This is a genomic window from Actinomycetes bacterium (assembly GCA_036000965.1).
In the GTDB taxonomy this organism is placed as follows: Bacteria; Actinomycetota; CALGFH01; order CALGFH01; family CALGFH01; genus DASYUT01.
In genome coordinates this window covers 18,678-30,501 of sequence record DASYUT010000323.1, presented here as the reverse complement: position 1 = coordinate 30,501, position 11,824 = coordinate 18,678, and the positions used below count along the sequence as shown (strand labels likewise).

Annotated in this window: 11 protein-coding genes; 4 read left to right on the top strand and 7 right to left on the bottom strand. The window is 71.2% G+C overall.

The features are described from left to right. Positions 1-238 precede the first annotated feature (238 nt). Positions 239-781, top strand: coding sequence for a plastocyanin/azurin family copper-binding protein (locus tag VG276_29535; GenBank protein HEV8653430.1), 543 nt, complete (start codon positions 239-241; stop codon positions 779-781). Positions 782-1,111: 330 nt separating this feature from the next. Here the strand turns inward: VG276_29535 and VG276_29530 are convergent, their stop codons facing one another. Further along, on the bottom strand, positions 1,112-1,681 hold the full coding sequence (locus tag VG276_29530) for a YceI family protein (protein ID HEV8653429.1): 570 nt from the start codon (positions 1,679-1,681) through the stop codon (positions 1,112-1,114). Positions 1,682-1,941: 260 nt separating this feature from the next. Here VG276_29530 and VG276_29525 point away from each other — a divergent pair, with 260 nt between their 5' ends. From VG276_29525 to VG276_29515, 3 genes are all read left to right on the top strand, one after another. Then, positions 1,942-2,331 carry a MarR family transcriptional regulator gene (locus tag VG276_29525; GenBank protein HEV8653428.1) on the top strand — a complete coding sequence of 130 codons (390 nt, stop codon included), beginning with the start codon at positions 1,942-1,944 and terminating at the stop codon, positions 2,329-2,331. A gap of 23 nt (positions 2,332-2,354) precedes the next feature. After that, on the top strand, positions 2,355-2,708 hold the full coding sequence (locus VG276_29520; protein HEV8653427.1) for a hypothetical protein: 354 nt from the start codon (positions 2,355-2,357) through the stop codon (positions 2,706-2,708). A 124-nt stretch (positions 2,709-2,832) separates the two neighbouring features. After that, on the top strand, positions 2,833-3,297 hold the full coding sequence (locus tag VG276_29515) for a CYTH domain-containing protein (GenBank protein HEV8653426.1): 465 nt from the start codon (positions 2,833-2,835) through the stop codon (positions 3,295-3,297). Between the two features lie 192 nt (positions 3,298-3,489). On the opposite strand, the gene VG276_29510 is transcribed toward VG276_29515, so the two are convergent. The 6 genes from VG276_29510 to VG276_29485 all read right to left on the bottom strand — a co-directional run bounded on the left by VG276_29510 (position 3,490) and on the right by VG276_29485 (position 11,764). Beyond that, a complete protein-coding gene (locus tag VG276_29510; GenBank protein ID HEV8653425.1) occupies positions 3,490-5,937 on the bottom strand; it encodes a DUF1989 domain-containing protein in 2,448 nt (815 codons plus the stop codon). A 60-nt stretch (positions 5,938-5,997) separates the two neighbouring features. Continuing rightward, a complete protein-coding gene (locus tag VG276_29505; GenBank protein ID HEV8653424.1) occupies positions 5,998-7,407 on the bottom strand; it encodes an acyl-CoA dehydrogenase family protein in 1,410 nt (469 codons plus the stop codon). 59 nt (positions 7,408-7,466) lie between these two features. Next, positions 7,467-8,801: an FAD-binding oxidoreductase gene (locus tag VG276_29500; protein HEV8653423.1), complete on the bottom strand. Its 1,335-nt coding sequence runs from the start codon at positions 8,799-8,801 to the stop codon at positions 7,467-7,469. 182 nt (positions 8,802-8,983) lie between these two features. After that, positions 8,984-9,475, bottom strand: coding sequence for a hypothetical protein (locus VG276_29495; protein HEV8653422.1), 492 nt, complete (start codon positions 9,473-9,475; stop codon positions 8,984-8,986). Positions 9,476-9,488: 13 nt separating this feature from the next. Then, positions 9,489-10,883: an FMN-binding glutamate synthase family protein gene (locus tag VG276_29490; GenBank protein ID HEV8653421.1), complete on the bottom strand. Its 1,395-nt coding sequence runs from the start codon at positions 10,881-10,883 to the stop codon at positions 9,489-9,491. 56 nt (positions 10,884-10,939) lie between these two features. Then, entirely contained in the window at positions 10,940-11,764 is an 825-nt protein-coding gene (locus VG276_29485; protein ID HEV8653420.1) for a GXGXG motif-containing protein, read from the bottom strand. Between the last annotated feature and the right edge of the window lie 60 nt (positions 11,765-11,824).

The window sequence follows — 11,824 nt, the reverse complement described above, 5'->3', positions numbered from 1 at the left end:
GTTCCTTGTTGGTCCTGTTGGTTCCTTGTTGGTAAGGAGTCTACGGGCGGCGGCCCGCTCGGGTTCCGTCCGCCGAGGGATCTTCCGCCTCCCCCGCGCGGGGGAGGCGAACGGGCGGTTACCGACCCGTTAGCCGGGCTTGCCACGCTCCACCAGTCCGCTCGGCGACCCCCGGGCGCAGGCACGGCGGTCAGCCCTTCCCGCCGTGCCTGCGCCCGGCCCTCCGGAGGAAGCACCCATGCCGCAGCGCCCCGTCCCCCGCCGCCCCCCGCTGCTCGCCGCCGCCTGCGCGGCGCTGCTCGCCGCCTGCGCGGCGCCCGGCGCCAGCGCCCCGTCCCACCAGCACTCCAGGTCAGGGCACGGGCAGGCGGGCGCCGCCTCCCACGAGCAGCACAGCCCGTCCCATCCGCAGGCACCGCTACCGGCGACCCGGCCGGCCGGGTCGGCAACAGTCGAGGTGGAGATGACCGACGCGTTCCGCTTCCGGCCGTCCCGGATCACCGTCGAGCGGGGCCGGACGGTCACGTTCCTGATCACCAACGTCGGCAAGCTCGAGCACGAGTTCGTCATCGGGAACCGGGCCGCCCAGGACGAACACGAGCTGATGATGCAGCAGCTGGACGACACGCGCATGCACGACCACCTCAACGCCGTGTCCGTCCTGCCCGGCCAGACCAAGCGACTCACCTGGCGCTTCCCCGACCGCGGCACGGTGCTCATCGGCTGCCACGTCATCGGCCACTACGCCGCCGGCATGAAAGGCAGCATCACGGTGGTGTAGCACCGCGGCCGCGCCCGTACCCGGTCCGGGCTGGGTGCGGGCCGGCCGCCGGGCGCCATCAGCCGATCGGCCGACCCCGGGTCCGGCGGCGTAGTGGCCGAGCCGACTCCGGCCGCGCGGCGCCATAGGCGAGGCGAGCTGCCCGAGGGCGAGCGGGCGGGTTGGGAGCGGCTAGGGATCCGCGACACCCTGGCCCAGGGCCTGACCGGGGTGGTCACCCAGCTCGAGGCGGCCGAGCCGGCGCTGGCGCGCGGGCTCGTTGCCCGCGCGGGCCACGTAGAGGCTTCTCTGCCTGCGCCTCTAGCTTGAGGGGGACCTTGGCCTGCGCCTCTAGCTTGAGGGGGACCTTGCGAGCTCGCCCTGGACGATTACGAGCACCTGGGGTGAGGCCGTGCGCATGGGACTCCAGGTCATCCCGAACTCGGTGCGGTCGATGGTGATCTCGGCACGGGCCGTCAGGCGCTCAGCCGTTGCGGCGGTGACGCGCGTCTCGAACTCGATCGGCCGCGTGCGTCCCGCTGCGGTCAGGTCCCCGGCCACCCACACCTGGTCGCCTCCTCGTGGGCTGACGTCGCGGGTCTGGAACGTGATCGAGGGGTGGTTGTCAGCGTCGAAGAAGTCGGCCGAGCGCAGGTGGGGGTCGCGCTTTGGATGCTTGGTGTCGACGGAGGTGGCGTCGATGCGCATCGTCCCCGAGATGGCGCCAGAGCGGTCGATGGTGGCTGCTCCCTGGAACTTCGTGAAGTGTCCGCGGACCGTCACCATCCCCCAGAAGTGCTTGACGTGGAACTCCACGCTGGATCGTCGTGGGTCCAGCTCCCAGACGCCCGCCATGGACCCGTCGCGCAGCCGAACCGCCACCGGAGTCGAGCCCGGTGCTCCGTCCTCTGTGGTGGCCATCGCAGCCGTCCTCCTTGACGCTCGCGCCGTCGGTGGAAATCTCTGAGCGGGTCAATGGTTGAGCCGCTGAACGGAGCCTAGCCAGATGCGCTTGAGCTTGTCAACCGTTCAGTCGCTCAGGTAATCTCTTGGACGTGAGCCCGACGCAACGGTCACGCGAAGAGGCGGACGACAGCTCGCAAGGCCCCCTCCCGACGCGAGAGATCCTTGACACCCTGTTCGAGCTATTCGAACTGATGCACGCTGGCCTGCAGCAGACCATGCGGCAGTTCGAGCTCCCGCCCCCGTACGCCCTCGCACTGGCGCAGATCGACGGCACCGTCCCCATGAAGGAGCTGGGCAGGAAGCTGGGATGCGACCCGTCCTTCGTGACCGCCATCGCCGACGTGCTCGAGGACCGAGGCCTGGCCAGACGCGAGATCGACCGCACCGACCGGCGCAGCAAGAACCTCGTCCTCACCGGCAAGGGAGCGGCGGTGCGGTCGAGGCTGCAGCACGAGTTCTTCGATGACCTGCCCGGCATCCGCAGGCTCGATGAGCGTGAGCGCCGGGACTTCGTCGAGCTGCTGCGCAAGATGGTCGCCGCCGAGACGGCCGAGAAGGCCGCCTCACCGAGATCCTCACCAACCCTGGGCCGGCCGGCGTGGTGACCCGCCGGATCCTGCTGGTCGCGATGGCACTCGTCTTGACCGCCTGCTCGGGCTCGGGGCCGTCGAGCACGGCTGCCACGGCGGCGGCCACGACCCAGACCTCGAACCCGGTCCAGGTCTGCGCCGGGCAGCTCCGCCACTGGGGCACCGTCCTGCTCGACGCCAAGGACGCCGCCGGGTACGACTACCAGGAGATGGCCCTGACCGGCACCCAGTACGTGGCCGTGCTCGACATCGCCGGGCGGGCCAAGAAGCTCCGTGCCCGGGAAGGCCGGGCGGCGGCGGTCGCGTTCGTCGACCGCGAGGCCACCCGGGCCTGCGCGGAGATGACTGCCACGCCCTGCACGACCAGCACCGGTGGCGCCTGGCCCTGCTGAAGACCGTGCCCGCCGGGGTGTCGTGGGTAACCGCCGGGGTGTCCTGGGTAACCGCCAGGGTGTCGTGGGCAACCGCCAGGGTGTCGTGGGTGACGAAGGGGCCGACGGCCAGGAGGAGGTCCGGTTGACTCAGCAAGCCCGGGAGGTCGAGGCGGCGCTGGTGGTCTGCTCCCCGGCACCACTGGCGGTCCGGGAACGGCTCGCCGGGCTGGGCTCGCTGCCCGGGTTCCGGCTCATCGGCCGGCCGGCCCAGTCGATCCGCGACACCTACGTGGACACGCCCGACCGGGCCCTGGGCACGCGCAGCATCGCGCTGCGGGTCCGCGCCGTCGACGGCGCGGTCCTGCTGACCTACAAGGCGCAGGTCCGCCGGACCGCGGTCGGCGCCGAGCGGGTCGAGATCGAGGCGCCCTGGTCGCCGGCCGCCCTCGACGTCGTGCTCGCCCAGCTCGCCGCCGACGGTGCCCCGCTCGGTGCCGACGGTGCCCCGCTCGCCGCCGACGATGTCCCGCTCGGTGCCGACGGCACCCTGCACCCGGCCGCCTACGAGCTCATCGCCGCCCACCTGTCGTCCCATCCGGACGGCTGAGCAGCCCGCCGCCTGCGCGGTCGTCGTGGGCGTCGCCGGCGGCACAGTCGCCGGGGGGCGTCGCCGGCGGCGCGGCCAAGCTCGAGCGCGTACGCCGGCTCGGGGCCGCGGCGGCCGTCGACTACACCGCACCGGACTGGAGCGGGACCGTGCGCTCGCCCCAAGGTAGGGACAGGACTTCTGAGCAGGCGCTCAGGACCGCGGTCGCTCCTTCTTCGGGTCGTAGAAGGGGAAGGGCACGACCGTTGCCGGGATGCGCTTCTGGTAGCCGTCGAGCTTGCCGACCTCGACCTCGGTGCCGACCATCGAGTACTCGACCGCCATGCGGCACAAGGCGATGTTCTTGCGCAGGGTCGGTGAGCGGGTGCCGCTGGTGACCACCCCGACCTGGGGGCGGCCGGCGTGCACGCAGTCGCCGTGCCCGGCTGGCTCGTTGCCCTCGAGCTCCAGGCCGACCAGCACCCGCTGCGGGTGGGCCCGGCGCTTGTCCAGGGCGTCCTTGCCGACGAAGTCGTCCTCCTTGGTCGGCGGGACGGTGAAGCCGATGCCGGCCTCGAACGGGTCGACCTGGTCGTCGAACTCGTAGCCGGCGAAGATGAGCCCGGCCTCGATCCGGAGCACATCCAGGGCGTCCAGGCCGAGCGGGAGCATGCCGTGCGGCTGGCCCGCGGCCCACACGGCGTCCCACAGCGCGAGCCCGTCGCGCGGGTGGCACCACAGCTCGTAGCCGAGCTCGCCGGAGTAGCCGGTGCGCGAGACCAGGATCGGGATGCCGTTGTAGTCGCCGATCCGGCCGATCGCGAACCGGAACCAGGTCAGCTCCTCGAACCGGGGCTGGGCGGGCGGGGTCCAGACGATCTCGCGCAGCAGGTCCCGGCTTGCTGGGCCCTGCACGGCCAGGTTGTGGAGCTGGTCGGTGGAGTTCTTCACCCAGACCCGCAGGCCGCGGCGCCTGGCCTGCTCGCGCAGCCAGACCCCGTCGTGCTCGTCGCCCCCGACGAAGCGGAAGTTGTCCTGCCCGAGCCGGAAGATCGTGGCGTCGTCGATCATCCCGCCGGTGTCGTTGCACATCGCGGTGTAGACGACCTGGCCGACGGCCAGGCGTCGGACGTTGCGGGTCACGGTCGCCTGCATGAGCGCCTCGGCGTCCGGGCCGGTGACCTCGAACTTGCGCAGCGGCGACAGGTCCATCACCACCGCGCGCTCCCGGCAGGCCCAGTACTCCTCGAGCGATCCCTGGGAGGAGAAGCTGCTCGGCAGCCAGTAGCCCCGGTACTCGACCAGGCGCCTGGTCAGCGCCGAGACACGCGGGTGGAAGGCGGTCTCGCGGGTGAGGACGGGCTCGGCATCAGGGGTCACTCGGCGTGCCACCGCCTTCGAGAAGGTGCGTTCGGCCGGGTAGGTGCGGACATGGATCTCGGTCGGGTCCCACCCGTTCACCGGGTCGATGTCGTCGGGGCAGGCCGACGAGGCGCAGACCAGGTCGGTGAGCGCCCGCAGCAGCACGTAGTCGCCCGGCCGCGACCACGGCTCGTCGAAGTAGATCGCGTTGTTGGCGTCGATCCCGGTGTTGTAGAAGAAGTTGATCGCCGGCCACCCCTTGCGGGCGGCGATGCCGTACCGGTCGAGCTGCTGATTGAAGTTGTCGGTGCAGTTGACGTGGCCGGGGTAGCCCATGTCCTCGTAGTACTTGGCCGTGCAGGCCAGGTTGAAGGTGTCGTGCCGGCCGACGGTGTCGCGCACGACCTCGACCAGCGGCTGCATGTCCTGGTCGAAGAACTTGGAGTACAGCCCGGGCCCGGGGTAGGCGTTGCCCATGAGGGTGCGGGTGGTGGTGCCGTCCAGGCCGCGCTCGACGCCCGCGTCGAGCCGCTGGTGGTCGAAGGCGAGGAAGTCCGAGCACTGCCGGCCCTGCACGTCGATGATCTGGATGTACTCCCCCGCCTTGACCTCGTAGGCCGAGGCGGTCGCCCGGTCGACCCGCAGGTCGACCAGGGGCGCGGCCAGCGGCGGTGGCGGCTCGACCTCGTCGGAGACCCGGGGCCGGGCCCGGCGCACGACCAGGCGCAGGTCCGACGGCGGGTTCTGCTCGTCCACGGCCATGGGGCCGCCGGGCGCGACCGCCACGCAGACGACCTCGTCGGTGGCGGTGAAGGTGACCGACTCGCCAGGCTCCGACCAGGGGCCGAACACCGCGACCGCGCGTGCCTGGCCCGGGTCGAGCCCCATGCCGGCCAGCGCGGCCAGCACGGCCGCAGCGTCCTCGGCGTCACTGCGGACCAGGTCCGCGAGGCCGGTCGCGGGCGCGTCGGCCCGGGCGCCCACGGCCGCGGACCCGTCCACCGGGGAGCTGCCCTTGAGCCCCCCGGACCCGCCAACCGGGAGGCTGCCCTTGAGCCCCCCGGACCGCCCGTCGCCCCGGCCCTGCCGCACGGACGCGGACCGCCCCTCGCCCCGGCCCGGTCGCAGGAAGGTCAGCTCGCCGGGCTGGCGGCCGTGCCAGTCGATCACCGTCAGCTCGTCGCCGCCTTCGAGGCGGAGCACGGTGGCGCCGCCCCCCTTCACCCAGTAGCGCTCCACCCCGGGTTCGACGGGCGCGAGCCCGGGGAGGATCAGCCGGGGCCGGTCCAGGACGGTCATCGGCGCTCCTCCTGTCCGCGTGGCTTCGGGGTGGCGCCCGCCGTGGTCATCGCAGCTCCCTCACCTTCCCGCGGGCTGCCGCTCCTTGGCCTCGTCCTTCTCCGCCTCGGCGAGCAGCTTCTCGGCCAGGGCGCGCTTGCCCGCCGGGTCGAGCTTCTTGGTCTCGTTCTGGATGGCCCGCTCGTTGACGTGCTGGTTCCAGTAGTCGAGGGAGTCGAAGCCGAGCAGCACGGCCTTGCCCACGAACTGGCGCAGGACCTCGTTGGTCGGCCCCATGACCCAGCCGGCCTTGCCGTCGCGCAGGTAGCGCTCCAGCTCCATGTCCCGCTTGTAGCCCGACCCGCCGCAGGCGTGGAGCATCTTGTCGGTGACGTGGGCGACGTTCTTGGCCGCCACGAACTTGACCTGCCAGCACCAGTGCAGGAAGTCGGCGCGGGCGGTCTCGCCCGGGCCGAGCACCCTGGTGTTGTCGTCGGTGGCCCTGTCGAGGGCCCGGGCGACCGAGTAGACGAACAGGCGCGACGCGTTGGTGTCGATCAGCGCCTCGCCCACGTAGTCCTGGATGGTCGGGTAGTCGGCCACGCGCAGACCGACGTCCACGTGCCGCTTGCGGGTGGTGTGGCGCTTGGCGATGTCGATCGCGCCCAGCGAGATGCCGTTCCACACCGACGACGACCCGATCAGGAACCAGGGGTCGACCGACTCGTCGTTGGAGGCGGCGCCGTCGCCAACCGGCCCGACCACCTGCTCGCCGGGGACCAGCCCGTCGACGTTGAGCGAGCCGGACTGGTTGCCGCGCAGACCGAGCGCGTCCCACAGCTCGGGCCGGGCCTGGGCGTCGGCCGCGTCCACCACGAAGACCGACAGGTCGTCGTAGCCGGTGAAGTCGGGGCTGGTGGTCTGCACCACGTAGAAGTCGGCGAACCCGGCCGAGGTCGTCCAGGACGCCTTCTTGCGGACCTTGAAGCCGCCGTTGACTCGCTCGGCCCCCGACGAGATCGGGTACCAGAAGTGGCTGCCGGTCTCCGGGTCGGAGTAGGACAGGGTGCCGATCTTGCCGGTGCCAAGCGGCCGGATGTACTTGTCGATCAGGTACTCGGTGGGGCGGAGCATGATGCAGTTCACCGCGCCGATATGCATCACGTAGCACATGGCGGTGGAGGCGCAGCCATAGCGGGCGATCGTCTCGCACACCATCGCGTAGGCGGCATGGTTCTCGCCCAGGCCTCCGTACTCCTCGGGGACGGTCAGGGCCAGGAAGCCGTGCTCGCCCAGAATCTCGAGGTTGCGCCTGGGGAACTCCAAGCCGTCGTCGAAGCGCTTGGCGTTCGCCCGCATCTCTCGCTGGCACAGCTCGATGAGCTGCTCTCGCAGCTCCTTCTGCCTGTCGGTCAGGACCCAGTCGGGGTCCCAGTCATACCCGAGGCCCCAGAACGGTTCGCTGCCCCACATCTTCTCGGTGTCCGGCACGAGGCTCCTCCTTGTGGATAGTTGTCGATTTGGGCTGGCGGGCGCCCGGGGGTGCCCGGTCAGCTCCAGGGGAACGGTGAGTGGCTGACGGGGTGCAGGCGCCCCTCGGCGTAGCGGGAGAACCGGAACGGCTCGAGCAGCTCCTGCCGCTCGCCGAGCAGCTCGCGGGCGACCAGCGCGCCGACCCCGATCATCTTGTAGCCGTGGTTGGAGTCGGCGATGACGTAGGCGTTGCCGGCGAACACGTCGAAGACCGGGAAGCTGTCGGGCGTGAACGCGCCGATGCCACCCGACGGCTCCTCGGAGAACAGGTGGCCCTTGCCCTCGAACCGTTTGTGGCAGTGGGCCAGCGCCGAGGTCCACATGCGGGCGAACTCCCGGCCGACCACGAAGTCGGGGCTGGCCGGGCCGTAGGGGTCGACGGCCACGTCGTCGGCCGGGCGGTCCACCACGAACGGCATGGCCCCGCCCTGCACGCCGCCGAACGAGAAGTCGGGCTTGTAGTAGATGCCCCAGAGCCGGTCGGTGACGAGCGAGCCGTCGGCGTCGTCGTACAGCGGGGCGTCGGTGTCGACGTGCACGACCGGCGGCAGGTTGCCGTCGTTGTCGGTGAGGAAGCTCGGGTCGACCTTGAGCGTCCCCTCCTGCAGCGACCAGTAGGTCCAAGCGGGCCGGTCGTAGACCTGCCCGTCGCGGCCGAGGACGCGCACCGTGTCGGGCAGGCCAAGCATGCTCCAGAGGTCGCGCACCCAGGGCCCGGCGGCCACCACGAGCTGCTCGCAGCGGATGGTGCCCTGCCCGGTCTCGACCGCGGTCACCGCGGCGCCGGCGGTCCGCACCCCGGTCACCGGGGCCCCCGGGAAGACCCGCACCCCGGTCGCCTCGGCCTTGGCGGCAAGGCCCCGAAGCGACGCCAGGTTGTTGGCGTAGCCGCCGCGCTTCTCGTGCAGGACGCAGGTGATGCCCTTGGCCTGCCAGTCGTGGAACAGGTTCTTCATGTACAGCGCACAGTCCCGCTTCCCTTCGATGAGGGTCGAAGGGTAGCCGATCGCCTGCTGCTCCGCGTAGATCTGCGCGACGTCGGCGTGCATCACCTCCGGGGCGACCTGCATGTAGCCGACCGGGTGGAACGAGAACGCCTCCGGGTCGGACTCCCACACCGAGACCGAGTGGGCCATCAGCGCGCGCATGGCCGGCTGGAAGTAGTTGTTGCGGATCACCCCGCAGGCGATCCCGGACGCGCCCGCGCCGATCCCGGCCTTGTCGAGCACGACCACGTCCCGGCCCGACCCGAGGCCGCGGGCCCTGAGCCGCTCGCCGAGGTGCCAGGCCGTCGACAGCCCGTGCACGCCGGCCCCGATGACCACGAACCGCGCGCCCTCCGGCAGCGACACGCTGGTACCTCCTTTAGGACCTGTGTGGGCCTCCCAAAGCCCTCTCCAGTGACCTGTGGGGCCTCCCCGGCCCTCCTAGCGACCTGCGGGGCCTCCCAGCCCTGCCAGTGACCTTGTGCCCTCTCGTGACCTTGTGGGGCCTCCAGCCTCTTTGTGGGCCTTTCCCCGGCCCTCCTGGTGACCTAGTGACCTGTGGGGGCCTCCCAGCCCTCCAGCCTGGGCGGCTGCCAGTGCTCTCCCACCGTCTCCGACCCTTCCACCCAGGGCCCGAGCGCCGGCTGGGGGAACTTGGCGTGCCGCCGCTTGAGCTGGATGCCGTAGGAGTTGCCCGCCTGCAGATGGGCGATGAGCACCTTGCGGGCGATCTCGTCCTCCCGGCCGGCCGGGATCGGGAAGTGGATCTTCAGGAACGAGTTGGAGTAGCGGTCGAAGACCGCGGGCACCCCGTCCTCGCTCAGCAGCTCGACGTCCTCGAGCCAGTTGAGGTCGGGGCCGGGCGTGGCGGCCATCAGGTCGATGTCCTTCACCAGCGAGATGTCGTGCTGGTAGGGGAAGCTCTGCCCGGCCAGCTCCTCGGCGTCGATCCCGATGCGCCGCGTGGTGCCGGCCAGCGGCGCCTTGGCCATGGCGGCCGCCTCGTCGGGTGCCGTCTCGTCGGGTGCCGTCTCAGCCACTGTCAGGACCCCTCTAGCTGCCGGGCTCGTTGAGGTGCTTGGCGAGCAGGGTGCGGATCTCCTCGAGGGTCCGCTCCTCGGTCACGCCCGGGACGTAGGTGGTGCCGGCCAGCGGCACCTTGGCCATGGCGGCCGCCTCGACGGTGAGGGCGCAGAGGTCCTCCGGCTCGAGGCTGTGCACGTTGGTCTTGCCGCAGGCGCGCGCGAGCATCTGCACCTCGAGGGTGAGGGTGTGCAGGAAGTTGTAGACGCGCTCGGCGGCCTCGTCGACGACCAGGCGCCGGCGCAGCTCGGGGTCCTGGGTGGTGATGCCGACCGGGCACCGTCCGGTATGGCAGTGGTAGCAGTGGCCGGCCTTGACGCCGATGGTGCCCTCGTAGTCGGTGACCCCGGGGATCTCCTTGTTGCAGTTGAGCGCGATCAGCGCGCTGTGGCCGATGGCGACCGCCTTGGCCCCGAGCGCCAGGCACTTGGCGATGTCGCCGCCGTTGCGGATGCCGCCTGCCACCACCAGGTCGATCTCGTCGACCAGGCCGACGTCCTCGAGGGCGCGGCGGGCCTCGGGGATCGCGGCCATCAGCGGGATGCCGGTCTCCTCGGTGGCGATGTGGGGGCCGGCCCCGGTCCCGCCCTCGGCGCCGTCCAGGTAGATGATGTCCGGCCCGCACTTGGCGGCCATGCGCACGTCGTCGTAGACGCGCGCGGCGCCGAGCTTGAGCTGGATGGGGACCTGGTAGTCGGTGGCCTCGCGGATCTCCTGGACCTTGAGCGACAGGTCGTCGGGACCGAGCCAGTCGGGGTGGCGGGCGGGGCTGCGCTGGTCGATACCGGCTGGCAGCGAGCGCATCTCGGCGACCTGCTCGGTGACCTTCTGGCCCATGAGGTGGCCGCCGAGGCCGACCTTGCAGCCCTGGCCGATGAAGAACTCGACCCCGTCGGCGAGCATCAGGTGGTGCGGGTTGAACCCGTAGCGGCTCTGGATGATCTGGTAGTACCACTTGGTGGAGAGGTCCCGCTCAGGCGGGATCATGCCGCCCTCGCCCGAGCAGGTCGCCGTCCCGGCCATCGAGGCGCCCTTGGCCAGCGCCATCTTGGCCTCGAGCGACAGCGCGCCAAAGCTCATCCCGGTGATGTAGACGGGGATGTCGAGCTCCAGGGGCTTCCTGGCGAAGCGGGCCCCCAGCACGGTCCTGGTCTCGCACTTCTCGCGGTAGCCCTCGATCACGAACCGGGTGAGCGTCCCGGGCAGGAACATGAGCTGGTCCCAGCTCGGGATCGGCTTGAAGATCGAGAACCCGCGCATCCGGTAGCGCCCGATCTCGGCCTTCACGTGGATGTCGTTGATGACGTCGGGCGTGAAGACGCTGCTCCTGCCGAGGACGTTCTTTCTGGAAACCGCGTCTTCCATCGATCGATGCTCCTGGCTCGCGGAGGGTGCCTACACGGGTGCGCCCACAGGGGTGCCTACAGGACGAGCTTGCGCTCGCTGGGCTCGAGGCTGTCGTAGTTCCAGAGCTTCTTGCCACAGACGAACTTGCGGAACGAGTCGGGCCGGTCGACCCCGTACGCGCTGAGCTTGCGGTCGAGCAGCTCCTCGTCGGCCGGCCCGAGCTCGGCCTCCACGCAGTCGACGCCGAGCGAGGCGACCTTGCCGCCCACGTAGATCGATCCCGAGTACATCGAGTCGCCGAGGCCCGGGCCGGCGCTGCCGCAGATGATCTGCCGGCCGCGCTGCATCATGAAGCCGCTCATGAGCCCGGCGTCGCCGCCGACCACGATCGTGCCGCCCTTCTGGTCGATGCCGGTGCGGGCCCCGACGCTGCCTTTGACCACGAGGTCGCCGCCACGCAGGGCCGCTCCGGTGAGCGAGCCCGCGTTCTTCTCGATCACGACCACGCCCGACATCATGTTCTCGCACACCGACCAGCCGACCCGGCCGGTCACGGTCACCTCCGGCCCGTCGATGAGGCCGAGCCCGAAGTAGCCGAAGCTGCCCTCGAACCGGAGGGTGCAGCGCTGCAGGATGCCCACGCCGATGGAGTGCTTGGCGCCCGGGTTGCGCACCACCACGTCGCGCACGCCCTGCTCGTACAGGAGCCAGCGCAGCTCGAGGTTGATCCGGCGGGCGGTCAGCTCGGCCGCGTCGAACTCGGCCCGGTCACCCTCGATCTTGGCGATCCTGGGCACCTCGGCGACCGGCTCGACCAGCCCCCGCGCGTCGTAGGTGATGCGCCGCGCGCTCGGGCCACCAGGCTGGTGGCTCATCTGGGGGCCACCGGCCTGGCTCATCTGGGGGCCACCGGCCTGGCTCGTCTGGGGGCCACCGCCCTCGGGTCCGCCTGCCCGAGC